Origin of the sequence: Verrucosispora sp. WMMD1129 (assembly GCF_029581255.1) — a bacterium.
Taxonomy (GTDB): domain Bacteria; phylum Actinomycetota; class Actinomycetes; order Mycobacteriales; family Micromonosporaceae; genus Micromonospora; species Micromonospora sediminimaris.
Map to the genome: position 1 here is coordinate 1994663 of NZ_CP120741.1, position 24337 is coordinate 2018999.

Consider the following 24337-nt stretch of genomic DNA (forward strand, 5'->3'; position numbering starts at 1 on the left):
CGGGCTCAGCTCGCCGGTGGGGCGGCCTCCGCGACCGCGACTTCCTCGCCGACCCGGTGCGCGCGCACCTTGTGACCGACGCTGGTCAGGCAGCGCCCGCTGGGCAGGTCGAACCGCCAACCGTGCAGCTGACAGGTGAGCTGGTCGCCGTCGACGATGCCGAACCGGCTCAGGTCCGCCTTCAGGTGCGGGCAACGGCGCTGCACCACCCAGTCGCCGATGGTGATGTCCTCGGCGTCCACCGCCCGCTCGTGCTCGTCGTACCAGCCCTCGGCGTACTGGAGTCGCTCGGTGGAGAGGCACTTGAAGAAGGCGTACACGAACTCGTTGTACTGCCCGATCCGGGCGGCGGAGAAGCGGCAGGACAGGAAGAGCGAGTTGACCCAGTCCACCTCGCCGATGTGCAGCAGGTGCTCCACAAGCGCCCGCTCGGTACGGAACCGGTAACGCACCTTCTCGTCGGCGTACGGCCGCACCTGCTTGCCGGGGAAGTCGACCACGATCGACTCGATGCTCTCGCCGTCGTAGCCGACCAGGTCGAAGCGGACCGGACCACCGACCCCCTTGGCCAGGTAGATCGACTCGTCGAGCAGCGGTTCGATGCGCCGCTTCAGCTCCTTGAGCACGTCGACCTCGGGGTGCCGCCAGGACGCCTTCTCCGCCTCGATGATGGGCCGCTTACGCTCGCGCATCTCCTCCAGGTGGGCGACCTTGTTGGCGAAGAACTCCTCCACCGGCATCGGGTGGGTGGTCGTGGCCCCGGTGGTGGTGACCTCGGTGACGCTGCCCGGCAGCAGCACGATGCCGTTGGTGCCGCCGACCTTGGCGTACTCGGACAGGAAGACCGACTGGTCGGGGAAGATGTTCCCCTCGTCGCCGAAGATGTCGTTGAACTGCCACAGCTCGTCGTCGAGGAAACACGGCGGGCCGGCGATCGGGAAGACGTGATCGGCCTTGAGGTCGTCGATGTAACGCCAGGTACGGTCGAACTGCCGATCCCGCTTCTGCTTGCCGAAGGCGGTCTTCGCCGCGTTCGGCAGCTCGTAGACCATCGGATACCAGATCGCGCCGGAGAACTGGAGCAGGTGCGCGTGCACGTGGCCCAGCTCGGCGAAGGTGCTCAGGTCGGTCGGGCGGGCGTCGTTCTGGTTGAGCAGCCGGACGCCGTCGTACTCCACCCAGAGCGAGGAGTCACCGATCGGACCGTCGGTCGGGCTGGTCAGCGCCTGGATCATGACCTTGAGGCCGCCGTCCAGCTCGACGACCTCCTCGTTGCGGGTCTTCAGGAAGTTCGTGAAGCCCAGCTCGCGGAACTCGTCCTCCATCTCGGAGGTGGGGAATTCGGGCAGCAGCACGGTCGCCTTCTTCGACACGTACCGCTTCAGGTGCGCCGCGTCGAAGTGGTCCCGGTGCAGGTGGGAGACGTACAGGTAGTCGACGTCGCCGAGGGTCTCCCAGTCGAGCTGGGAGTTGTCGGGGAACGGGAACCAGGAGGCGAAGTAGGCCGGATTGACCCACGGGTCGCACAGGATGCTGCCCGCGGGCGTGTCGATCCGCATGCTGGCGTGCCCCGTACCGGTCACTCGCACCGCAGTTCCCCCTCAAAAAGACAATCAAGGTGTACGCCCCAGAACGCTACCGGAGGCAGTCTGGTCCCCGCCCCGCGACGCCGGTAGTGCCCTTCCACCCACCGGAGCGGGGCCCATCGGCCCTGGCCGGAAACCGTCGCGGGGGACGTGCCAGACTAGCCGGAGATCCGTTCGCGAGGAAGGACCGACAGTGGCAGGCAGCGAGCCGGTAACGTCGCCAGACCAGCACAAGCCCGGGCACCGTAAGGCCGGGCGGATCGGCGCGGTGCTCACCGCGTTCGCGCTGCTGGCCATGCTCTGCGGCAACCACGAGGGCAGGGTCGAGAACCTCTGGCTGATCGGCCTGGCCGCGCTGCTGCTGCTCATCGTGATCGGTGACGTGGTGCTGCGCCGCAACGGCCTGCGCTCCTGACGATCTGTTCAGCCGCAACGGCCCGCGCTGCTGAGCGACCGGGCCCGGCGCAACGACTTGGCGGCCGACCGCCGCACCCATCTGGGCGAGCAAGCGCGAGGGCCCGCTCTCCGGTTTCCGGAGGCGGGCCCTCGCGCATCGCTGTCGGTCAGCGGCCGAAAAGGATGTCCTGCACGTTCTTCAGCGCGGCGTCGACCTCGGCCTCGAAGTAGCCGCCCTGCACCAGCCCGAAGCGGAGCGTGTCCAGGTCCTTCGGGTTCACCGGCATCTGGTTGCGCCCGGCCATCCCGCCGAGCAGCGACTCGAAGAACCGGTCCACCTGGTCCGGGTCGTACCCGCTGCCGAAGCGACGGACCTGGAAGCTACGTCGAATCTGGTCCACCCGGTAGAGGTCACTGCCGGGTGGGCCGGCCATCGGAGGCCCACCCATCGCGGGACCGGCCATCGCGGGCGGGCCGCCCATCGCCGGAGGGCCACCCATCGGAGGCCCGCCGAGCGCCTGCTGCGGCAGGCCGGGCGGTCCCGCCGGGCCACGCCGGGGGTCCCGGTCCGGCAGCCTGATCTCGGCGGTCATGTCCGTACGGCCGTGTCGACCCGCCTCGAACCCGTCGAAGCGCTGGTCGTCCGGCGGACCGTAGCCGCCGGGACCGTCCGGCGGACCGTAGCCACCCGGCGCGTCCGACGGACCGTAACCGCCGGGGCCGGCAGGCAGTCCACGCGGCGGGGGCCCACCGTGACCCATGCCGCCGGGAGGCCCCATCGGCGCGCCCGGCCCCATCGGCGCGGCAGCGCCGCGCGGGCCGTCGTAACCACCCCGGGGAGCGTTGTCGTACCCACCGGCGAAAGCGCCCGTCGGCTCGTCGTAGCGGCCATAGGGCGGGCCGGCCTGCGCCGGCATCGTCCGGGGCGGCATCGGCGGCTGCGGCACCGGGGACATGCCGCGGTCCTCGCGCATGCCGGGGCCCATCCGCTCCATCGGGCCCATCCGGCCATCGCCGCGACCGGACACGCCGCCGCGCTCCTCCAGCTCCGCCAGCTGCCGTTCGACCCGGTCGAGGTGCAGGTCGACCTGCCACTCGTCATAGCCGTTGAAGCGAACCCGGAAGACGACGTCGTGGACCTCCTGCGAGGCCACCGGCGCTCCGACCGGCTGCCCGGCGAGTGTCGCCTCGACCCGGTCCAGGAAGGCGTCCACCTCGTCAACCTTGTATCCCCGGCGGAGCGCCTTACGCCGGAAACGCTGACCCTGACTCGCCACTATGTCTCCTGGTCTCGTTCGCCACGCCCGGTCACGCCGTCATCTCCCCGGCCGGGTCGGTGCCACTGTCCTCCGCGGCGGCCAGCTGCCCACACGCTCCGTCGATCTCGCGACCCCTGGTGTCCCGCACCGTGGTGGACACCCCGGCGTCGCGCAACCGCCGGACGAACTCCCGCTCGACCGGCTTCGGGCTGGCGTCCCAGCGGCTGCCCGGAGTCGGGTTGAGCGGGATCAGGTTCACGTGGGCCAACTTGCCGGCCAGCAGCCGGCCGAGCAGGTCAGCTCGCCACGGCTGGTCGTTCACGTCCTTGATCATCGCGTACTCGATCGACACACGACGGCCCGTGCGGGCCGCGTAGGCCCAGGCGGCGTCCAGCACCTCGCACACCTTCCAGCGCTGGTTGACCGGCACGAGTTCGTCGCGCAGCTCATCATCGGGGGCATGCAGCGACAACGCAAGAGTCACGGAGAGGTCTTCGCTGGCCAGTCGGTGGATGGCCGGCACCAGCCCAACCGTGGAAACGGTGATGTGCCGCTGCGACAGGCCGAGCCCCTCGGGCGGCGGCGCGACCAGGCGGCGGATCGCGGCGATCACCCGGTTGTAGTTCGCCAGCGGCTCCCCCATGCCCATGAAGACCACGTGCGACAGCCTCGGCGGTGACCCCGCGACCTTGCCGGAGGCGGCCACGCCCGCCAGGTAGACCGCCTGGTCGACGATCTCGGCGGTGGAGAGGTTGCGGGTCAGGCCGGCCTGACCGGTCGCGCAGAACGGGCACGCCATGCCGCATCCGGCCTGGCTGGAGATGCAGACGGTGACCCGGTCCGGGTAGCCCATCAGCACGCTCTCCACCAGCGAGCCGTCGTGCAACCGCCACAACGCCTTGCGGGTCGCGCCGTCGTCGCAGGCCAGCTCGCGGACCGGGGTGAGCAGCCGGGGCAGCAGCTGGTCGGCGAGGCGGTCGCGGGACGACGCCGGCAGGTCGGTCATCTGCGCGGGGTCGCGGACCAGCCGGCCGAAATAGTGGGTGGAGACCTGCCGGGCCCGGAACGCCGACTCGCCCAGCTTCGTGACCAGGTCCTTCCGGCCGTCGAGGTCGAGGTCGGCGAGGTGTTGCGGTGGCATCGCCGCCCGACGCGCGCCAGGCGCGTCCGGGTCGACCGGCATCAGGGGAAGACTCGTCATAGCACGTCCAGTCTGGCACGCCCGGCTCGGAACGCACTCCTGCGGAGGTGCCGGATCCGCTCCCGCCTCGTCCGTGCCCCGGTCCCGCCGGCGTGGGCCATGCCTCAGTTCACCGCCGGAACGAAGACCACGAGCAGCAGGTACGCCGTCGGCACCGCGAACAGCACGGAGTCGAGCCGGTCCATCAGGCCGCCGTGACCGGGCAGCAGGTTGCTCATGTCCTTCACACCGAGATCCCGTTTGATCATCGACTCGGCGAGGTCACCGAGGACCGCGGCGCCCGAGACCGCCATCCCGAACACGGCACCCCACCAGGGCGCCACGTCGAACAGCAGCCAGAGCAGTACGGCGCTGCCCAATGCCGCCGCGCCGACCGAGCCGGCAAAGCCCTCCCAGGACTTCTTCGGGCTGATCGTCGGGGCCATCGGCCGCTTGCCGAAGTTGGCGCCGGCCGCGTACCCACCGGTGTCGGAGAGCACCACCGCGACCAGCGTCACCAGCACCCGCAGCGCACCGTCACCGGGAGACGACGCGAGCAGGGCGGCAAAACCGCCGAGGAACGGTACGTACACCGAGATCAGGGTCGCGGCGGTCATGTCCCGCCGGAGGTTGGCCGTACCGTCGCCGAGCCGCCAGACCAGGGTGCCCGCCACGGTGACCAGGAGGCCGAGCAGGAGCGCGTCCAGCCCGGCGAACCAGGCCAGGGTGACGGTGAGCACCCCACCGGCGACCAGCGGCACCAGCGGCACCTCGGCGCCGCCACGACGCACCGCGCGGGACATCTCCCAGATGCCGACGCCGAACGCTGCGGCGAGCACCAGCAGGAACGCCGGGGTGTAGAGGAACAGGGGCAGCAGGACCGCCGCGCCCAGGCCCACGCCGACCGAGATGGCCGCCGGCAGGTTCCGCCCGGCTCGGCTCGCGCCCGGCTGGGTGGCCGGTCGGCCGGCACCGGCCCGACGCCGGCCCCGGTGGCGCCGACCCGGGGCGTCCGGCCCGTCGGGCTCGGCTGTCCCGGGGCCTGCGTGTTCGGGCGGCACTGCCGCGAGTTGGGTGGTGGGCGCGTCGTCATGGTCCCGCACCGGCGTCAGCTGGGTGGTGGGCGCCTCGTCATGGTCCCGACCGGCACCCACCCGCACCGGCGCGATCTGCGCGGTGGGCGCGTCGCCGTGGTCGAGGTCGTGGACTCCGTTGCGCCCGTGCGGTGGTTGGTCCCAGCTGGTGGGTCCGCGCCCGTTGCGGCCTTCCTGGGCCGGCCGGTCGCCGACGTACCGGCCGCGGCCCCACGGACCGGGTTCCACGTCCGGGTCCGGCCAGGGCAGCGCGGTGGGTCGGTCCGGGCGATCCCAGTCACGGGCGTCGGCGCCGCCGTAGGGGTCGAGGTGGGACATCACGCACCAGGGGGAAGCGGTACGAGATCCACCACTTGACGCACAGCCACTACCATCCCCTACCCGCGCGAGGCGCTCCGTCTGATGTGCCGGCCTGTCGGCTGGCCGATCCCCACCGTTCACCGTCGGGTCACCGGGAATCGTGCCGAGCCTACTGCACCCGTCCGCCCGGCAGGACGTACCGGTGTCCGCTCCCACCTCCTTGATCATGAAGTTGTCACCACGCCGCGCCGGTGGCGGGGACGACAACTTCATGATCAAGCGGGTGGTGACCTCGGCGTCAGACTTCCAGGAGTTCGGACTCCTTGTGCTTGACCAACTCGTCGACGTGCGACACGTAGCGCTGGGTCAGGTCGTCCAGTTCCTTCTCCGCGCGACGGCCCTCGTCCTCGCCGACCTCGCCGTCCTTGACGAGCCGGTCCAGCTCTTCCTTGCCCTTGCGGCGGATGTTGCGGATGGCGACCTTCGCCTCCTCACCCTTGTGCCGGGCCACCTTGATCATGTCGCGACGGCGTTCCTCGGTCATCTGCGGGAGCAGGATGCGCAGTTGGTTGCCCTCGTTGTTCGGGTTGACCCCGAGGTCCGAGTCGCGGATCGCCTTCTCCATCGCGTTGATCTGCGAGTTGTCGTACGGCTTGATGATGGCCATGCGCGGCTCGGGCACGGCCACCGACGCCATCTGCGTCAGCGGGGTCGGGCTGCCGTAGTAGTCGATGATGACCTTGGAGAACATGGCTGGAGTCGCGCGACCGGTGCGGATGGCGCCGAACTCCTCCTTGGCGTGCTCGACCGCACGCTCCATCTTCTCCTCGGCCTCGAGGAGGGTGTCGTCGATCACCGGTCTCCTCGCCTCCTTCTTGTGCTCGTCGTGGGCTTGTCGGGTCACCGGGACCGCCGAGATCGCCGTCGGCGGTCGGCTCAGGTGGTGATCAGCGTGCCGATCTTGTCGCCACCCACGGCCCGGACGATCGTGTCGTCGCCCTGCGCGCCGAAGACCAGCATCGGCAGGCCGTTCTCCATGCAGAGGCTGAAGGCGGCCGCGTCGGCGACCCGGAGGTTGCGACGCAGCACCTCGGAGAAGGTGATCGAGTCGAACTTGCTGGCGGTCGGATCGATCCGGGGATCGGCCGTGTAGACGCCGTCCACGCCGTTCTTGCTCATTAGCACGACGTCCGCGTGGATCTCCAGCGCGCGCTGGGCGGCCACCGTGTCGGTGGAGAAGTACGGCATGCCCGCGCCGGCGCCGAAGATGACCACGCGGCCCTTCTCCAGGTGCCGGATCGCCCGCAGCGGGATGTACGGCTCGGCCACCTGGGCCATCGTGATGGCACTCTGCACCCGGGTCTCGATGCCCTCCTTCTCCAGGAAGTCCTGGAGGGCCAGGCAGTTCATCACCGTGCCGAGCATGCCCATGTAGTCCGCCCGGGCGCGGTCCATGCCCCGCTTCTGCAACTCCGCGCCACGGAAGAAATTGCCGCCGCCGACCACCACGGAGACCTGCACACCCCGGCGTACCACGGTGGCGATCTGCCGGGCGATGGCCTGCACCACGTCCGGGTCGACGCCGATGGCACCACCACCGAACACCTCGCCGGACAGCTTCAACACCACCCGCCGGGCCCGGCCGGGCGGTGGTGCCGTCGGATCGTCCGCCGCCAACGTCCGGTCACTCACAACCTGCGTCATCCGCCCGTCCTTCCCCCACTGGCGCGCTCGGGTGCGCGTACCTGCCGCTGCCGACCTTATGGGACGAGGAGGCCGCGGTGTGTGTCGCGTACACCGGCGGCCTCCTCGTCTCGTCGTTGCTCCCAGCCCACGGGCGCGGTGCGCCCCGAGCCGGCTCAGGCCTGGCCGACCTCGAACCGCACGAAGCCGGTGACCTCGATGCCGGCCTCAGCCAGCACCTGCTTCACCGTCTTCTTGTTGTCGGTCACCGAGGACTGCTCCAGCAGGACGAAGTCCTTGAAGAAGGAGTTGACCCGACCCTCGACGATCTTCGGCAGCGCGGCCTCGGGCTTGTTCTCCTCGCGGGCGGTCTGCTCGGCGATACGCCGCTCGGACTCGACGACCTCGGCCGGCACCTCGTCGCGGGTGAGGTACTGCGGCCGCATCGCGGCGATCTGCATCGCCGCGCCACGCGCGTCGGCATCGCCCGCCTCGTCGGCCTTGCCGGTGTACTGCACCAGCACGCCCACCGCCGGCGGCAGGTCCTGCGCCTTACGGTGCAGGTAGACCGCGACCGTGCCATCGAGCTTGGCGAAGCGGTTGAGCACCAGCTTCTCGCCGATCTTGGCGGACTGCTCCTGGACCAGGTCGGCGACGGTACGGCCGTCGATCTCGCTGGCGAGCAGCTGCTCGGCGTTGCTGACACCGGCGCGCTCGCCGTGCTCGACCAGCTGCTGCGCCAGCGCGATGAAGCTGTCGTTCTTGGCGACGAAGTCGGTCTCGCAGTTGAGTTCGAGCAGCGCCTTGCCGGAGTGCGCGACCAGACCGTTCGCGGCGGTCCGGCCGGCCCGCTTGCCGACGTCCTTGGCGCCCTTGACGCGCAGGATCTCGACGGCCTTGTCGAAGTCGCCCTCGGCCTCGGTCAGGGCCTTCTTGCTGTCCATCATGCCGGCGCCGGTCAGGTCGCGGAGCTTCTTGACGTCCGCGGCGGTGATCTGGGACATGGCTCTCTCTTCGGTGTTGAGACTGCGTGGAATGGTCTGAGGTGACGATTACCCGGTTCCGAGAGGTTCGTGCCCGGTCTACCCGCCGCCGGTCACCGTCGGTGGAACGGACGGTGACCGAACGGCGGTACGGTCACTGGCCGGAGACGGCGGCCGGCTGCTCGGCCGCGGGCTGCTCGGCGGCGGGCTGCTCGGCGGCCGGCTGCTGCTCGTCGGCCTTCTTCGGCTCCTCGAGCAGCTCGCGCTCCCACTCGGCGAGCGGCTCGTCGGTGGCGACACCCGCCTCCGGCTTCTCGTCGCCGCCCCGGCGACGACCGGAGCGGGCGATCAGGCCATCGGCCACGGCGGCGGCGACGACCTTGGTCAGCAGCTCGGCCGAGCGGATCGCGTCGTCGTTACCCGGGATCGGGAAGTCGACCTCGTCCGGGTCGCAGTTGGTGTCGAGCACGGCGATCACCGGGATGCCCAGCTTGCGGGCCTCGTCGACGGCGATGTGCTCCTTCTTGGTGTCGACCACCCAGACCGCGGCCGGGAGCTTCTGCATGTCCCGCAGACCGCCCAGGGTGCGGGTCAGCTTGATCTTCTCGCGGGAGAGCTGCAGGGTCTCCTTCTTGGTGTAGCCGGCGGCGGTGCCGCTGAGGTCGCCGAGGGCCTCAAGCTCCTTCATCCGCTGCAGCCGCTTGTACACCGTCTGGAAGTTGGTCAGCATCCCGCCGAGCCAGCGGTGGTTGACGTACGGCTGGCCGACGCGGGTCGCCTGCTCGGCGATCGCCTCCTGCGCCTGCTTCTTCGTGCCGACGAAGAGGATGCTGCCGCCCTCGGCCACCGTGTTGCGCACGAAGTCGTACGCCTTCTCGATGTAGTCGAGGGTCTGGCGCAGGTCGATGATGTAGATGCCGTTACGCTCGGTGAAGATGAAGCGCTTCATCTTCGGGTTCCAGCGCCGGGTCTGGTGCCCGAAGTGAACACCACTTTCCAGCAGCTGACGCATGGTCACGACGGCCATGATTCGTACTCCTAGCGGTCCCTGGTTGTCTCGCCCGGCCGGCGGCCGGGCGTCCTGGTGCCCGGTCGTCGACCATGGTGGGCCCGACCGGGTCGGGACCAGGGAGGCCGCCGCCGCACGACGATTCGTGAGGAGGGCACGCGAGGTCGACCGCACGAGGCGGTCGCCGGTTGACCAGTGTACGCGCCCTCCCGACCGTGCCACGCCCGGGTGCGGCGAGACTCCGCTCAACCGGCGGCGATCGCGGCAACCAGGAAGAGCGCCAGCCCGACCGTCAGGTACGCGGTCGGCGGTCGCAGCCATCCGCGCGCGCCGTCACTCAGCGACAACCCGGTCGTCCGTAGCCCGTAGAGGCCGGCCGCGAAGATCGGCAGCCCGCAGACCAGGAAGGTGCCCGCCAACACGTCCCCGGCAGCAACCGGGTCGGCGGTCGCGCCGTGCAGCAGTACCCGCAGCGCAGGCAGCTCGAAGATCACGACCAGCACGGCGAAGAGCACCGCGAGCACCGGACGCCGCGTCCGGTATACGCCGTCCCCGGCCGGCACCCCTGGCTGGACGCCGCCCGTCGGGTGGCCGGGGGCCGGGTGGCCCGTCATCGGGTGACCGGGGGCCGGGTGACCGGGGGCCGGGTGACCGGTCACGGCGTCGGCGGAGCCGGGCGGGGCCTCACCCACCGGCGGTTCCGTCCGGGGTGCCACCGACGGCACCGGCCCGGTCGGCTGCTCCAACGGGTTGGTCACCTCGGACCCGCGTTTGGCCTCGACGATCGGGTATCCGGCCAGCGCGGCGCGGGTCGGATCGGTCGACACCGGCGCCCCGCCGCTGGTGGGGCCCACCTCGCGGGCCGCGCGCCAGCCGGAGCGATCGACCGGCAACTCGCCGGAGACGTCCGGTTCGGCCGGTTCCGCCCGGCGGGAACGCGACGCCCGGTAGCGCTCGGTCTCCGCCGCGACATCCCCGAGCGGATCTGTCAGGGCACCGCGTCGCGGAGAGCCGTACCGGTCGTCATCGTCGCCGCGCTGCTCGGGCACCGCACGCGGCTCGTCGCCGGGGTAGTACCCCTCTCCCACCGGACGCCACTGCGGGTCGGCGTAGCCACCCTCACGATCGCCCGGATACCAGCGCGACTCCTGGTCGTCGAAACTGCGTCGTCCGTCCACGCCCGGCACCGTATGCGACCGGCGGTTCGCGCGCCATCCGACCCTGCACCTGACCAGCAACAAAGCCCGCTATAGCACATCTAGGACATGATCGTCCGTTCGTCCACAACACCCTCGGCTGTCCACAGGCCAGCAGGGCGGGGGCACCGCGAGATCCCGTACGGGAGCAGGGTGCCGCTCATGACCAAGCGGAACCAGGCGATCGGCGAGTACGGGGAACGCTGCGCCGTGCGTCACCTGATCGAAGCGGGACTGCGCCCGGTTGCCCGCAACTGGCGCTGCCGCGCCGGAGAGATCGACATCATCGCCTGGGATGGGCCGGTGCTCGCCTTCTGCGAGGTGAAGACCCGGCGCACCGCGACCTTCGGCAGCCCCGCCGAGGCGGTGGTGCCCCGCAAGGCCCGCCGGCTACGGGGGCTCGCCGCCGCCTGGCTCGCCGCCACCGGCACCACCGCCGACGAGGTCCGTTTCGACGTCATCTCGGTGCTGCTGCCCCGCGTCGGCCGGGCACACGTCGAGCACGTCAAGGACGCCTTCCAATGAGCGAGCGAGTCAGTCAGCGCAGTGTGTTGGTGGCTCATCGGGACGCCGAGCGAAGCGAGGTGGCCCCATGAGTGAGCGCAGCGAGCGAATCATTCGGCTCAGCGTGTTGAGACCTCATCGGGACGCCGAGCGAAGCGAGGTGGTCCGGTGAGTGAGCGCAGCGAGCGAATCATTCGGCTCAGCGTGTTGAGACCTCATCGGGACGCCGAGCGAAGCGAGGTGGTCCGATGAGCTACGCCCGGGTGCTCTGCGTCGGTCTGGTCGGGGTGACCGGGCAGTTGGTGGAGGTGGAGGTGGATCTCGCCGCCGGCCTGCCGGGGGTGGTGATCTCCGGGCTACCCGACACCGCCCTGCACGAGGCGCGCGACCGGGTTCGGGCCGCTGTGGTCAACTCCGGCCAGCGGTGGCCGAACCGCCGGATCACTCTCAACCTGCTGCCGGCCACCCTGCCCAAATTCGGTTCGGCGTTCGACCTGGCGATCGCGGTGGCGCTGCTCGGTGGCTCCGGCGAGCTTCCCCTGTTGCCGCTGGACGGCGTGGCGGTCCTCGGTGAGTTGGGCTTGGACGGCACGGTGCGGCCGGTCCGGGGCGTACTGCCGATGGTCGCCGCGGCGGCGAAGGCCGGCGTACAACGGGTGATCGTCCCGGCTGGCAACACCGCCGAGGCGGCGGTCGTCCCCGGGCTGCTGGTACGCGGCGTGGACACCCTGCACCGGCTGGTCGCCTTCGTCCGCGACGGCACGCCGCTGATCGAGCCGCCGGTCGACGCTCCGCCGCCGTCCGCACCCGGTCCCGACCTGGCCGAGGTCGCCGGGCAGGGTCTGGGCCGCCGCGCTCTGGAGGTCGCCGCCGCAGGTGGCCACCACCTGGCACTGATCGGGCCTCCGGGAGCGGGCAAGACGATGCTCGCCGAGCGGCTGCCGTCGATCCTGCCGGAACTGGACGACGAGGCCGCGCTGGAGGTCACCGCTGTGCATTCGATCGCCGGTCTGTTGCCGGCAGGTGGCAGGTTGATCCGGCGCCCACCGTTCCAGGCACCTCATCACACCGCGACCGTCCCCTCGATCGTCGGGGGCGGGTCAGGGCTCGCCCGGCCCGGTGCGATCTCGCTCGCCCACCGCGGGGTGCTGCTCATGGACGAGGCGCCCGAGTTCAGCAAGGCGGCGCTGGAGGCGCTACGTCAGCCGTTGGAGCACGGCCGGGTGCTGCTGGCCCGCAGCCGGGGCAGCGCCGAATACCCGGCCCGCGCCCAACTGGTCATCGCGGCCAACCCCTGCCCGTGTGCGAACCCGGCCGGCGACGACCGATGCGAATGTCCCCCGCTGGCCCGCCGTCGTTACCTCGGCCGGCTCTCCGGTCCGCTGCTCGACCGGATCGATCTCCAGGTGCGGCTACCACCGATGCGCGCCGCCGAGCTGATGGAGACGACCAGTCACGAGTCATCAGCGGTGGTCGCCCGGCGGGTGGCTGCGGCACGGGCGGCGGCGGCCGAGCGCTGGGCACCGCTGGGTCGACGGCTCAATGCCGAGATACCCGGTCCGGAGCTGCGTCGAGCGCCGTGGCGACTGCCCGGTCGGGTCACCGTCGAGCTGCGGTCCCGGCTCGACTCCGGGTCGCTCTCCGCCCGCGGCTTCGACCGGGTCGTCCGACTCGCCTGGACGATCGCCGACCTGGACGGGCGGGCACGGCCGGACGCGGGGGACGTCGGTGAGGCCATCGCACTCAGGACGGGAGAGGGCATATGAGCACCCACGAGGAGTTGGCCCTGGCGCGGGTGGCGTTGACCTGGCTGGCCGAGCCGGGTACACGATCGGTGCACGGGCTGGTCGACGAGTTCGGGCCGGTGGGCGCGCTGGATCTGCTGCTGGACGGCGGTGCGCCGCAGCAGGCGCTACGCGAGTCCGTGGCGGCGCGCAGCCGTGCAGGTGATGCCAGGGTGGTCGCCGCCGAGGCGTTGCACCGCGCCGACCGGCTCGGTGTCCGGGTCGTCATCCCCGGCGACGACGAGTGGCCCGGGACGGTGGAGCAGCTGCGCACGCTTTGCCTGACCGACGCCCGTCGCCGGGTGGACGTCGAGACCGCGCCGCCGCTCTGCTTCTGGGTACGCGGCTCGTGGCCGCTGGCCGAGGCGCTGGACCGGTCCGTGGCGGTGGTGGGTTCCCGAGCCGCCACGGCGTACGGCACCCACATCGCCACGGATCTGGGCTACGGCCTGGCCGACCGGGACTGGACCGTCGTTTCCGGCGGCGCGTTCGGCATCGACGCCGCCGCGCACCGTGGGGCGCTGCACGCCGGCGGTCTCACCGTCGCGGTGCTCGCCTGCGGTGTGGACCGCGCCTATCCGATGGGCAACGCAGCGCTGTTCGACCGGATCGCCGATACCGGCCTGCTGGTCAGCGAGTGGCCGCCGGGTGCGGAGCCGCTGCGCCCCCGCTTCCTCATCCGCAACCGGGTGATCGCGGCGGGCACCCGGGGCACCGTGCTGGTCGAGGCGGCGGCCCGCAGTGGCGCGACGCAGACCACCCGGCGGGCCATCGCCCTGGGGCGGCGGGCGATGGTGGTGCCGGGCCTGGTCACCTCGGCGATGTCGGTGGGCGCTCACGAGGTGCTTCGGGAGCATCCGGAGGCACGGCTGGTGACCGGCCTCGCCCACGTGCTGGAGGAGGTGGGTCGGATCGGCGAGCTGGCCCCGGTGCCGCGTGGGCCCGAACGCCCTACCGATCTGCTCGACGACGACGCCCGGTCGATCGTGGAGGCGATGCCACGACGCGGCCGTATCGGTGTGGACGCTCTCGCCGCGCGGGCTGGCCTTGCGGTCCGCACGGTGTTGCGCAAACTGCCGCTGTTGGAGGAGCTGGCCCTGGTGGTGCGCCGGGAAGACGGCTACGCCATGGTCACGCCCAGCCGGCGGTCCACCCGGCCCGGACCGGCCGCGTCACCGGGCGGTCCGATGGGCGGTGACGCCCCACTTCCTGCCTGATCACGTCCGGTCGAGCGCGCCGTCTGTTCGCCGTCGGGGCGTCCCGATCGTAGGGTGGTTCCCGTGGGCAGCATCGGCGGGCAGGGGCGGGCCGCCAGCAGCAGCACCCGGGCGATGCACGACGCGCTGCCGGCACCGCTGCGGGACGCGGTGGACGAGTTCGCTGGGCATCTGGCGTCGGTTCGCAACCGCTCGGCACACACCGTGCGGGCGTACGTCGCCGACCTGGTGTCGCTGTTGGATCATGCTGGGCGGATGGGCTGCACCGAGGTGGCCGAGCTGAGCCTCGACGCGGTACGCAGCTGGCTGGCCCGGCAACGCACGACCGGTGCCGCCCGTACCTCGCTGGCTCGCAGGGCCGCTGCGGCCCGGACCTTCAGCACCTGGGCTCACCGGCAAGGGCTGCTGGCCACCGACGTCGCCGCCACGCTGGCCAGCCCCCGACCGCGCCAGGCGCTGCCCACGGTGCTTCGTCCCGAGCAGGCGGCCCTGCTCGTCGAGAAACCCGCCCGCCAGCCGGCCACACCGCCACCCGGCGGGCCGACATCCGACGGCCCGACACCCGGTGGGCCCGCTCCGGGCACCGGTCCGGCGACCGTCGAAGGCTCACCCGTGACAGGTGCGTCCGACACCACCGGGGCGGCGGTACGACTGCGCGACCGGATGCTGCTCGAACTGCTCTACGGCACCGGGGTACGGGTCAGCGAGGTGTGCGGGATCGACACGGCCGACGTCGACCAGCATCGGCGGGTCGTCCGGGTACACGGTAAGGGCGGCCTGGAGCGGACGGTGCCGTACGGGCTGCCAGCGCAACGCGCCCTCGACGACTGGCTCCGGTACGGGCGGCCGGCGCTGGCGGTCCCCGATTCCCGTGATGCGCTGTTGCTCGGTGCCCGCGGTGGCCGACTGCATCCGACCACGGCCCGCCGGATCGTCGCCGGCTACGCCGAGGCGGCGGGCCTGCCCCGGACCAGCCCGCACGCGCTGCGCCACTCCGCCGCCACCCACCTGCTCGAAGGCGGGGCGGACCTCCGGGCGGTACAGGAACTGCTGGGACATTCCTCGCTGGCCAGTACCCAGATCTACACCCATGTCTCGGTGGAACGACTCCGGGCCGCCTACCGTCAGGCCCACCCGCGCGCCTGACACCCGCCGCGCACGAAGGACCGCCCGAGCGAGGCGACCCACGTGAGGGCACCAGGCGACTATGATCATCGGGTGAGCGTCCCGCCGCCGCCCGAGCCGATCACGGGCGCCCGTCTGCTCTTCTCGCTCGACCCGGCGGTCAGTCATCTCAACCACGGCTCGTTCGGGGCTGTCCCGATCGTGGCGCAGCGGGCCCAGCAACGGCTGCGTGACGAGATGGAGGCCGACCCGCTGCGCTTCTTCACGCAGGGCCTGGTCGACCGGATCGCGCACACTCGCCGGCATCTGGCCGGGTTCCTCGGCGCCGACCCCGACGGCACCGCCCTGACCACGAACGCCACCACCGGTGCCGCCGTGGTGCTTCAGTCCCTCGGCCTGCGGCCTGGTGACGAGGTGCTCACCACCGACCACGGCTACGGTGCCGTCGACCACTCCATCCGCCGGGAGTGCCGTCGCACCGGGGCGACGCACCGGGTCCTGCGGGTGCCGCTGACCGCCACCGACGAAGAGGTGGTGCAGATCGTGCGGGACGGGTTGCGTCCGGGCCGCACCCGCCTGCTTGTGGTCGACCAGCTCACCTCGGCCACGGCCCGGCTGTTCCCGGTCGCCGCGATCGTCGGGGTCGCCGGGGAGCAGGGCGTGCCGGTGCTTGTCGACGCCGCGCACGCTCCGGGCATGCTGCCGGCATCGGTGAGCAGCATCGGCGCCGACTTCTGGGTGGGCAACCTGCACAAGTGGGGGTACGCCCCACGCGGCACCGCCGTACTCGTGGTGGCAGCCCGTTGGCGGGACCGGATCGAACCGCTGGTGGTCTCCTGGGAGCAGGACTCGGGGTTCCCGGCCCGCCTGGAGTGGCAGGCCACCTCGGACTACACGTCCTGGTTGAGCGCACCGGCGGGCCTCTACACGCTGCGCAGTCTCGGCGTCGACCGGGTACGCGCGCACAACGCCGGACTGGCCGCGTACGGGCAACGGGTGGTGGGGGATGCGCTCGGCGTGCCACCGGCCGACCTGCCCGACCCCGGCGGACCGACGGTGGCCATGCGGCTCATTCCGTTGCCGGCGGGCCTCGCCACGACTCTGGACGCTGCCCGGGCGTTGCAGACCCGGATCGCCGAGCGGCTCGCCACCCAGGTCGCGGTCACGACCTGGAACGGCCGCGGCTGGCTGCGGCTGTGCGGCCAGGTCTACAACGCCCCCGAGGAGTACGAGCGACTGGCGGTCGGGTTGCCCGGTCTGCTCGCCCAGCGGTGAGCGGACGCACCCGGGCGACGACGGGGTCACCGACGGGCAGCAGTCGGACTCGACCGAGGCCGAGCAGAGCCAGCGGGTCGAGGTAGTCGTCTCCCTGGCGCAGTCCCCAGTGCAGGCACGCGGCGGCGGGACAACCGGCGTGGCCGGGCAGCAGCGTGCCCAAAGGCGCCCCGGTCGGCACGACCGTGCCCACCGGGACGGCGGGTTGGACCGGTTCGTAGGTGGTCCGTAGACCGTCGGCGTGGCCGACGGTGACCACCGGTCGGTTGACGACCATGCCGGCGAACAGGATCGTGCCGGCACCGGCCGCCCGGATCGTGGCGGCGGCCGGGGCGAGCAGGTCGACTCCCCGATGACCTGCCAGCCACGGCCGCGGCGGCGGGTCGAACCGGCGAACCGGCCGTGGTACGCCGTCGACCGGCCACCGGAACGGCCTGGTGTCGGGGATGCCCGGTGCGGCAGCCGCCCGGGGCACGGCAGGCGAGAACGATCTCTCGCTCGGCACGGCCGCGCCGCCCGCCGATCCGGATGGTGTCAGCAGCAGAAGCGTCGTGAGGCCACCAAGTATCGGCATCCGTGGTCGCATACCGTCGAGCCTGGCGGGGCCCTTCGACCTTCGCCGCCCCGGACGGTCCACTTGTGGATGACCAGACGACCTGTGGACAGTCCACGCACGAGCTGATGATCTGCTATGAGCGGCTGTCGGACACTGACCACCGGTGGGTGCACAGTGGACGGGGGCACGGGACGATCGCGGCGGGTGGGGGTCCGCCGTCACCGCCCCTCAGGGGGTACGCGGGCTCAGCCGCCGAAGCCGGAGTCGGCGGGCAGGGAGATGTCCGGCTTCTCCAACTCCTCGACGTTCACGTCCTTGAACGTCATCACCCGAACATTCTTCACGAATCGCGCAGGGCGGTACATGTCCCAGACCCAGGCGTCGTGCATCTCGACCTCGAAGTAGACCTCGCCGTCGGAGTTGCGGACGTGCAGGTCCACCTGGTTGGCAAGGTAAAACCGGCGCTCCGTCTCCACCACGTAGGAGAACTGACGGACGATGTCGCGGTACTCCCGGTAGAGCTGGAGCTCCATCTCGGTCTCGTACTTCTCGAGATCTTCCGCGCTCATCGCACTCCGCCTTCCATGACCACATCTTCCCCCACCGGCGCCGGACGCCGAGGCTGCTCGCCCAACGCCACGCCGACGGTACCCCCTGCCGCGCCCGAGTGCTCCATCGGCTCTTCCCGGCTTGCGCCCAACGGTCGCCGGGAGCGGGGTGGCCGGTCGCCGAGCCCGGAGACGGCGGCCACGTTCACGTACGAGAAACGGTGCTCCGGGCACGGCCCGCGCTCGCGCAGCGCGGCGGTGTGCTCGGCGGTGATGTACCCCTTGTGCTCGGCGAACCCGTAGCCGGGATGCTCGGCGTCCAGATCGACCATGATCCTGTCCCGGGTGACCTTCGCCAGCACGCTCGCCGCCGCCACGCACGCGGCCACCCGGTCGCCCTTCCACACCGCGAGCCCGGGCACGCCCAAGCCGTCGACGCCGAACCCGTCGGTCAGCACGTACTCCGGCCGGACCGCCAGCGAGGCCAACGACCGGCGCATCGCGGCCAGATTGCACACGTGCAGCCCCCGGGCGTCGACCTCGTCGGCCGGGATGACCACCACCGCGTACGCCAGGGCGCGCTCGACGACCTCGTCATGGATCCGTTCCCGGCTGGCCGGGGTCAGCAGCTTGGAATCGGCCAGCCCGTCGATCTCGCCACGCCGACCCTCCGGCAACACCACGGCGGCGGCGACCAGTGGCCCCGCGCAGGCGCCGCGGCCGGCCTCGTCGGCACCGGCGACGTACCGGAAGCCGCGCCGTTGCAGGGCCCGCTCCAACGCGTAGAGCCCGGCCTCCCGGCGTACCACGGTGCGTGGTGGAGTCAGCATGCTTGTCCCTCGATGCCAGCCGTCGTGCCGGCCAGCGCGCGGCCGAGCACCTCTGCAAGGTCAAGTGGGTAGCAGCGCTCCGCGGTGCAACGCAACTCCTCCGCCGACCACCACCGGTGACCGACGACGCTGCCCCGCTCCACCTCGCTGAACCCCGCCGTGTCGACCTCGTGCGCCGTCACCCGCACCAGGAAGAACTGCTGCTCCTGCCGGTACCAGACGCCACCGAAGGAGAACTCGGTGACGTCGGCGTGCACCGGCTGGCCGACGTCGGTCACGGTCAGCCGCAGCCCGGTCTCCTCGGACAACTCGCGGACCGCGCCCTCGGCGTACGTCTCCCCCGGATCCAGTCCCCCACCGGGGGTGAACCACCACCGGCCGTGTTCCGGGCGGGCGGGATCGAAACCTCGGAACAGCAGCAACCGACCGTCCGCGTCGACAAGCAGGACGCGAGCGGCACACCTCGGGGTGTAGACGGTCACCGCACCAGACTGCCAGACTCCTGCGACGCCGCCCACGCCCCGGCGCAACCGGCGCTGCCCGTCGTCGACGGCGCAGCGGGCCGGCCCTGGTCAGGACTCCGGAATGGCGTCGAACTCGTCCGGCACGGTCAGGATCCGGGCCCGGTCGAACGGCCAGAAGATGGTGAACGCCCGTCCCACCACGTCGTCCTCGGGGATGGTCGCCGACTGGATGTTCTGCCCCGACTGCTGGTAGTGCTCCAGCGAGTCCCCGGAGGCGGACCGGTGGTCGCCCATGACCCAGAGCCGACCGTCGGGCACCTGCACGTCGAACTCCTGGTCCGCCGGCTTGTCCCGCTGACCGTCGACCGAGAAGATGTACGGCTCGTCCAGCGGTGTGCCGTTGATCAGCAGGCGGTCCTGGTCGTCGCAACAGACCACCCGGTCGCCGCCGACGCCGATCACCCGCTTGATGAAGTCCTCTCCCGCCGGATTGCCACTCCATTCCAGCGGCGCCTTGAAGACGATCACCTCGCCGCGATGCGGCGAACGGGTGTGGTAGACGAGCTTGTTGACCAGCACCCGATCGTCGATCTGGAGAGTGTTCTCCATGGACGGCGACGGGATGAAGAAAGTCTGCAGTACGAAGGCGCGTACCAGTACCGCGACCAGGATCGCCACCCCGAGGAGGATGGGCAGTTCCTTCCAGAAGGAGTGGCGCGGCTTGTCGGTCTGCTCGTCAATCACGGAAGGAGCCTACGTTGCCCGATCGAGCGCCACCGTCCGGAACGCGCGAGAACGGATAGTGTGGCCGCAATCGGGAGGAGCAGGACGACACCTCCGTCGGGGTCGGGGCGTACCGGGGCCGCACCACCCGCCGTGGGGGGTGGGGCGACGGTGGCGAAGGTCTCGGGGATCGGCAGCGAATTCCACCGGTCGGACGGCCAGACCACCGCGAACGCCCGTCCGACCACGTTGTCGATCGGTACGGTGCCCTGACACCGGGCGTCCAGCGAGACCTGCCGGTGGTCGCCGAGGACGAACATGTGACCGGGCGGGACGACGATCTCCTCGAACCGCCGGGAGCGGCACTCCTGTGGATTCGGCGGGACATCCAGTGGCGAGTCCCGCAGCACGTACGCCGACTCGTCCAGCGGAGTGCCGTTGACCAGCACCCGCCCCTGGTCGTCACAGCAGCTCACCCGGTCCCCGGGCAGCGCGATCACGCGCTTGATGAAGTCCTTCTCGCCCGGACGGCCGACGCCGATCAGATCACCGATGGTGCGGCCGAGCTTGTCGGCGAAGGTGGTGGGCGGCTGCGCGTCCACCTGCGGAACCCACTGGTCGGTGCCCCGGAAGACCACCACCTCGCCCCGCTGCGGGTTCCGGACGTTGTAGACGACCTTGTTGACCACCACCCGGTCACCGACGAGCAGGGTGTCTTCCATCGACCCGGAGGGGATGAAAAACGCCTGGAGGAGGAAGGTACGGATCAGCACCGCCAGGCAGAAGGCGACGATGAGCAGCAGCGGCAACTCCTGCCAGAGCGGCATCTGCCGTTTACTGCGTCGGGTGCGCCGACGCCACGGATCGGCCGCACCGCTGTCGTCAAGCGCCTGTACCACGCTCACTCCCCGGTCCGCAGAAACAACTACCGCCCGGGAACCTCGTCGAGGCTCCCCGGGCGGTAGTGGAGGTCACCCGCCACACAGGAGGCGGGTCACCGCCGCGCTGCGCCCGTACGACCAGGGTAGTGCGACCTGGGCGGTACAGCATATGCGCAGCTCGGGCGGCGTGGCGTAGCGCGACGTCAGCTCGGCTGCTTCTCGCGCAGCTCCTTGATCTTGGCCTTCTTGCCCCGCAGCTCACGCAGGTAGTAGAGCTTGGCCCGGCGGACGTCACCGCGAACCACGACCTCGATCCGGTCGATCGCCGGGCTGTTGATCGGGTACGTCCGCTCGACGCCGACGCCGAAGCTGAGCTTGCGGACGGTGAAGGTCTCGCGCAGCCCAGCGCCCTGGCGACGGATGACGACGCCCTGGAAGATCTGGACCCGGGACCGGGCTCCCTCAACCACCCGGGCGTGCACCTTGACGGTGTCACCGGCACGGAAGTCGGGCAGGTCGGTGCGCTTCGACTGGGCGTCAAGGGCGTCCAGGATGTTCATCGCTGCGTCCTCGTGAGGCTCACGGCGCACCGTCACTCGGCGCGCGGATGGGTGATACTGATCCCCGGGTGGTGGTCGGTGCGGACCGACCCCGGTCGGAGATCCTCGCAGCCGCCCACGGGCGCAGACGACTGCGGCAACCCCCCTACTTTGCCACATCCGGTCCGGGCACCTGAAATCCGGCCCGGTCCAACGCCGCGACGTCCCGTTTGTCCAGGCTCTGCGGATCCAGCCCGGTGAGCATGTCCGGCCGGCGGCGGCCGGTGCGGGCCAGCGCCTCGTCGCGACGCCAACGGGCGATCCGGCCGTGGTCGCCGGAGCGGAGCACCTCCGGCACCGGCAGTCCGCGCCAGGTCGCCGGCTTCGTGTACATCGGCGCCTCCAGCAGCCCGTGCGCGTGGGACTCCTCGGCCAGCGAACCGGCGTTGCCGAGCACCCCCGGCAGCAGCCGGGTCACCGCCTCCAGGATCACCAGCACCGCCACCTCGCCGCCGAAGAGCACGTAGTCACCGAGGCTCACCTCGGTGACCGGCATCCGCGTCGCCGCGTGGTCGAGGACCCGCTGGTCGATGCCCTCGTACCGGCCGCAGGCGAACAGCAGGTGCGGCTCGTCGGCCAGCTCGTGGGCCATCGCCTGGGTGAAGGGCACGCCGGCCGGCGACGGCACCAACAGCCGCGGCGGGGTCAGCTCCGCTGGTGCCAGGGCGTCCAACGCCTCGCCCCACGGCTCCGGCCGCATCACCATGCCGGGCCCGCCGCCGTACGGGGTGTCGTCGACGGTGCGATGCACGTCGTGGGTCCAACCCCGCAGGTCGTGTACGGCCAGCCGCAGGGTGCCGTTGGCCCGCGCCTTGCCGATCAGCGACAGGTCCAGCGGGGCGAAGTACTCCGGGAAGATCGACACGATGTCGACGCGCATCAGGGGCTCCGCCAGCTAGAGATCGAGCAGGCCGCCGGGTGGGTCCACCACGACCCGGCCACCGGCGAGATCGACCTCGGAGACGATCGCCTTGACGAACGGGATCAACGCCGTGTGCCCCTCGGGCCGCCGCAGCACCAGCAGATCGGAGGCGGGGGCGTGGTCGATCCGGGCCACCTCACCCAGTCGCTCGCCGGTCGGCGTGACCACCGCCAGCCCGACCAACTGATGATCGTGGAACTCCTCCGGATCCTCCGGCGGGGCGACGTCGGCGCTGTCCACCGCGAGCAGGGTGCCCCGCAGCGCCTCGGCGACGTCGCGGTCCAGCACCCCTTCGAAGGCGACCAGCAGCCGCTCCTGATGCCGACGCGCGGACTCGACTGTCAACGTGTCGGGCGTCCGGAACAGCACACCGGGAGCGTCCGGTGCGGGTTGGGCGGCTTTCACCCCCGGCACGGTGCTCAACACCATGCCGGGGGCGAAACGCGTCTCGGGCTCGTCGGTACGCACCTCCACGGTGACCTCACCGCGGATCCCGTGCGGCTTACCGATCCTGCCGACGATGAGCAGCATCAGTACGAGTCGACGATGTCGACGCGTACGCCGCGCCCACCGATGGAGCCGATCACCTGGCGCAGCGCCTTGGCGGTCCGGCCGGACCGCCCGATCACGGTGCCCAGGTCCTCGGGATGCACCCGGACCTCCAGCCGCTTCCCTCGACGGGAATCGACCATCCGGACGCGGACGTCGTCGGGGTGGTCGACGATGCCCTTGACCAGGTGCTCCAACGCCGGCCGCAGCGCCATGTCAGGCCTGCTCGCCGGAGTCCGCGGCGGGCTGCTCCTCGGCCTTCGGGGCCTCCTCGGCCTTCGGCGCCTCGGCGGCCTTGGCGGCCTTCTTCGCGGGCTTGGCGGGGGTGTCGGCCACGCCTGCGGCAGCCTTCGCCTCGGCCTCGTAGGCCGCCTTGCGGTCGGCCCGCTCGGCAGCGACCTTCAGCGGCGGCGGGGCGGGCAGGCCCTTGAACTTCTGCCAGTCACCGGTCAGCTCCAGCAGCCGCTGCACCGCCTCGCTGGGCTGGGCGCCGACGGAGAGCCAGTACTGGACCCGCTCCGACTTGACCTCGATGACCGAAGGGTCTTCCTTCGGCTGGTAGATGCCGACGAACTCGATCGCCCGGCCGTCGCGCTTGGTGCGTGAGTCGGCGATGACGATGCGGTACTGCGGGTTGCGGATCTTGCCCATCCGCAGGAGCCGGATCTTTACGGCCACGGTTGTTTCGCTCCTGTTGCGATCTCACCGACCCGGTACGGGTGGTGTGCACGGGTGAGCGCCAACCGGCACAGTGGGGTTGGGCCGGAGACTGCTCGGGTGGACTGACGACGTGCCCGGGTTAGAGGGCGCCGGACACGCGCCGGATACCAGCCAGCCATTCTGCCAGATCCCCACCGGAACGCTCACACCGCACCTGCCAGGGTCACCCGAGGCGGGGCTCACGTGACGAAGAACACATGAATCTGGTCAGCGCGCCGGCGGGCGATTCCAGCCTTCGGGCAGGCGATCGGGGGCCGTCCAGTGCGCCGGCGGGGTGAAGTCGCACCAGGTGCCGTCGAACGGGAAGACGCCCGCCTCGGCCAGCGCGATCACCCGTTTACCCTCGGCCCGCACCGCCGCCTCGTCGGTCACCCAGTAGTGCTCGGGGAAGGCCAGCCGCTCGACGAACTCGTCCTCGTCCTTCCACTCCCAGCTGCGGTCGGGACGGACCCACACGTCGAGGTCCTGGTCGACGATGTCCACACCGGCCAGCCCGCCGTCGTCCCAACGGACGCCCGATTCCTCCAGGTTGACGTACCAGCCGGCGAAGCGGCCCCGCACGTCGCGAAACCACCAGACGGAGTGGGCCGCACCGGTCGGCAGGAACTTCAACAAGGGTGGACCGTTCCAGCGGCCCTGCGCCAGCCGGTAGGTCGGGGTCAACCACTCCCGGAAGGGCACCGCCCGCATGCCCAGCCCGGCCTCGTTGACCTCGCCGGCCACCGGCGTGCCCTCGGCCACCCAGAGCAGCAGCCCCCGCTCGTCGTCACTGACCACCCGCGCCGGCCGGACCCAGCCGATCCGCCCCCGCCGCACGTTGCGGTGCACGACCAACCGCCCCGGCTCCAACCTCACGCCCCCGACCCTACCTTCGCCCTCCCGCCCCCTCCCCACCCCAAACCGTTGATCATGAGTTTGGCGGCAGCTCGCCAACCTCACGATCAACCGAAGCGG

The 24337-nt window shown here is 71.2% G+C and carries 25 protein-coding genes and 2 pseudogenes; 6 read left to right on the forward strand and 21 right to left on the reverse strand.

What is annotated here, in order from left to right:
• Nucleotides 1-5 precede the first annotated feature (5 nt).
• Nucleotides 6-1589, reverse strand: coding sequence for a Rieske 2Fe-2S domain-containing protein (locus O7624_RS09040; RefSeq protein ID WP_093401677.1), 1584 nt, complete (start codon nt 1587-1589; stop codon nt 6-8).
• Between the two features lie 190 nt (nt 1590-1779).
• On the opposite strand from O7624_RS09040, the gene O7624_RS09045 reads away from it, so the two are divergent.
• Complete coding sequence (locus O7624_RS09045) at nt 1780-2001, forward strand: DUF2631 domain-containing protein (protein WP_093401678.1); 222 nt, start codon at nt 1780-1782, stop codon at nt 1999-2001.
• A gap of 148 nt (nt 2002-2149) precedes the next feature.
• On the opposite strand, the gene O7624_RS09050 is transcribed toward O7624_RS09045, so the two are convergent.
• The 8 genes and pseudogenes from O7624_RS09050 to O7624_RS09085 form a co-directional block, all read right to left on the reverse strand.
• The gene (locus tag O7624_RS09050; protein ID WP_282239678.1) at nt 2150-3259 is read right to left on the reverse strand and encodes a DivIVA domain-containing protein; all 1110 of its coding nucleotides are present in this window, start codon (nt 3257-3259) and stop codon (nt 2150-2152) included.
• Between the two features lie 31 nt (nt 3260-3290).
• Nucleotides 3291-4442, reverse strand: coding sequence for a 23S rRNA (adenine(2503)-C(2))-methyltransferase RlmN (gene rlmN, locus O7624_RS09055; protein WP_093401680.1), 1152 nt, complete (start codon nt 4440-4442; stop codon nt 3291-3293).
• Between the two features lie 104 nt (nt 4443-4546).
• A complete protein-coding gene (locus tag O7624_RS09060; protein WP_282239679.1) occupies nt 4547-5833 on the reverse strand; it encodes a phosphatidate cytidylyltransferase in 1287 nt (428 codons plus the stop codon).
• Between the two features lie 280 nt (nt 5834-6113).
• On the reverse strand, nt 6114-6671 hold the full coding sequence (gene frr / locus O7624_RS09065; protein WP_093402027.1) for a ribosome recycling factor: 558 nt from the start codon (nt 6669-6671) through the stop codon (nt 6114-6116).
• 80 nt (nt 6672-6751) lie between these two features.
• Nucleotides 6752-7519: a UMP kinase gene (pyrH, locus tag O7624_RS09070; RefSeq protein ID WP_093401681.1), complete on the reverse strand. Its 768-nt coding sequence runs from the start codon at nt 7517-7519 to the stop codon at nt 6752-6754.
• A 155-nt stretch (nt 7520-7674) separates the two neighbouring features.
• Nucleotides 7675-8502: a translation elongation factor Ts gene (gene tsf / locus O7624_RS09075; protein WP_282239680.1), complete on the reverse strand. Its 828-nt coding sequence runs from the start codon at nt 8500-8502 to the stop codon at nt 7675-7677.
• Between the two features lie 133 nt (nt 8503-8635).
• Entirely contained in the window at nt 8636-9508 is an 873-nt protein-coding gene (rpsB, locus tag O7624_RS09080) for a 30S ribosomal protein S2 (protein WP_281566455.1), read from the reverse strand.
• 227 nt (nt 9509-9735) lie between these two features.
• Nucleotides 9736-10705 (reverse strand): annotated as a pseudogene (locus O7624_RS09085) (hypothetical protein).
• A gap of 143 nt (nt 10706-10848) precedes the next feature.
• Here O7624_RS09085 and O7624_RS09090 point away from each other — a divergent pair.
• The 5 genes from O7624_RS09090 to O7624_RS09110 all read left to right on the forward strand — a co-directional run bounded on the left by O7624_RS09090 (nt 10849) and on the right by O7624_RS09110 (nt 16591).
• Nucleotides 10849-11211: a YraN family protein gene (locus O7624_RS09090; RefSeq protein ID WP_282239682.1), complete on the forward strand. Its 363-nt coding sequence runs from the start codon at nt 10849-10851 to the stop codon at nt 11209-11211.
• Nucleotides 11212-11438: 227 nt separating this feature from the next.
• Entirely contained in the window at nt 11439-12956 is a 1518-nt protein-coding gene (locus tag O7624_RS09095; RefSeq protein ID WP_093401685.1) for a YifB family Mg chelatase-like AAA ATPase, read from the forward strand.
• Complete coding sequence (locus tag O7624_RS09100) at nt 12953-14191, forward strand: DNA-processing protein DprA (protein ID WP_282239683.1); 1239 nt, start codon at nt 12953-12955, stop codon at nt 14189-14191. Before O7624_RS09095 ends, O7624_RS09100 begins: the two co-directional genes overlap by 4 nt.
• 114 nt (nt 14192-14305) lie before the next feature.
• Nucleotides 14306-15337, forward strand: coding sequence for a tyrosine recombinase XerC (locus tag O7624_RS09105; protein ID WP_282240585.1), 1032 nt, complete (start codon nt 14306-14308; stop codon nt 15335-15337).
• A 72-nt stretch (nt 15338-15409) separates the two neighbouring features.
• The gene (locus tag O7624_RS09110; RefSeq protein ID WP_282239684.1) at nt 15410-16591 is read left to right on the forward strand and encodes an aminotransferase class V-fold PLP-dependent enzyme; all 1182 of its coding nucleotides are present in this window, start codon (nt 15410-15412) and stop codon (nt 16589-16591) included.
• Here O7624_RS09110 and O7624_RS09115 read toward each other — a convergent pair.
• The 12 genes and pseudogenes from O7624_RS09115 to O7624_RS09170 form a co-directional block, all read right to left on the reverse strand.
• Nucleotides 16479-17177, reverse strand: coding sequence for a peptidoglycan DD-metalloendopeptidase family protein (locus O7624_RS09115; protein ID WP_282239685.1), 699 nt, complete (start codon nt 17175-17177; stop codon nt 16479-16481). The genes O7624_RS09110 and O7624_RS09115 overlap by 113 nt on opposite strands.
• A 215-nt stretch (nt 17178-17392) precedes the next feature.
• On the reverse strand, nt 17393-17716 hold the full coding sequence (locus O7624_RS09120; protein ID WP_007075222.1) for a DUF2469 domain-containing protein: 324 nt from the start codon (nt 17714-17716) through the stop codon (nt 17393-17395).
• Nucleotides 17713-18525, reverse strand: a complete 813-nt coding sequence (locus O7624_RS09125; RefSeq protein ID WP_282239686.1) for a ribonuclease HII — start codon at nt 18523-18525, stop codon at nt 17713-17715. Before O7624_RS09125 ends, O7624_RS09120 begins: the two co-directional genes overlap by 4 nt.
• Complete coding sequence (locus O7624_RS09130; RefSeq protein WP_282239687.1) at nt 18519-19007, reverse strand: NUDIX domain-containing protein; 489 nt, start codon at nt 19005-19007, stop codon at nt 18519-18521. Before O7624_RS09130 ends, O7624_RS09125 begins: the two co-directional genes overlap by 7 nt.
• Nucleotides 19008-19097: 90 nt before the next feature.
• Nucleotides 19098-19733 (reverse strand): signal peptidase I, encoded by a 636-nt coding sequence (lepB, locus tag O7624_RS09135; protein ID WP_282239688.1) that lies wholly within the window; start codon nt 19731-19733, stop codon nt 19098-19100.
• Between the two features lie 9 nt (nt 19734-19742).
• Nucleotides 19743-20611, reverse strand: a pseudogene (gene lepB, locus O7624_RS09140) (signal peptidase I).
• A 185-nt stretch (nt 20612-20796) separates the two neighbouring features.
• Nucleotides 20797-21153, reverse strand: a complete 357-nt coding sequence (gene rplS, locus O7624_RS09145) for a 50S ribosomal protein L19 (protein ID WP_093401691.1) — start codon at nt 21151-21153, stop codon at nt 20797-20799.
• A 145-nt stretch (nt 21154-21298) separates the two neighbouring features.
• Nucleotides 21299-22072: a tRNA (guanosine(37)-N1)-methyltransferase TrmD gene (trmD, locus tag O7624_RS09150; protein WP_282239690.1), complete on the reverse strand. Its 774-nt coding sequence runs from the start codon at nt 22070-22072 to the stop codon at nt 21299-21301.
• Between the two features lie 15 nt (nt 22073-22087).
• Nucleotides 22088-22642, reverse strand: a complete 555-nt coding sequence (gene rimM / locus O7624_RS09155) for a ribosome maturation factor RimM (RefSeq protein ID WP_282240586.1) — start codon at nt 22640-22642, stop codon at nt 22088-22090.
• Nucleotides 22643-22644: 2 nt separating this feature from the next.
• Nucleotides 22645-22878 (reverse strand): RNA-binding protein, encoded by a 234-nt coding sequence (locus O7624_RS09160; RefSeq protein WP_013732101.1) that lies wholly within the window; start codon nt 22876-22878, stop codon nt 22645-22647.
• A 1-nt stretch (nt 22879) separates the two neighbouring features.
• Nucleotides 22880-23341 (reverse strand): 30S ribosomal protein S16, encoded by a 462-nt coding sequence (gene rpsP, locus O7624_RS09165; RefSeq protein WP_093401694.1) that lies wholly within the window; start codon nt 23339-23341, stop codon nt 22880-22882.
• A 249-nt stretch (nt 23342-23590) separates the two neighbouring features.
• Nucleotides 23591-24238: a DUF402 domain-containing protein gene (locus tag O7624_RS09170; RefSeq protein WP_093401695.1), complete on the reverse strand. Its 648-nt coding sequence runs from the start codon at nt 24236-24238 to the stop codon at nt 23591-23593.
• Between the last annotated feature and the right edge of the window lie 99 nt (nt 24239-24337).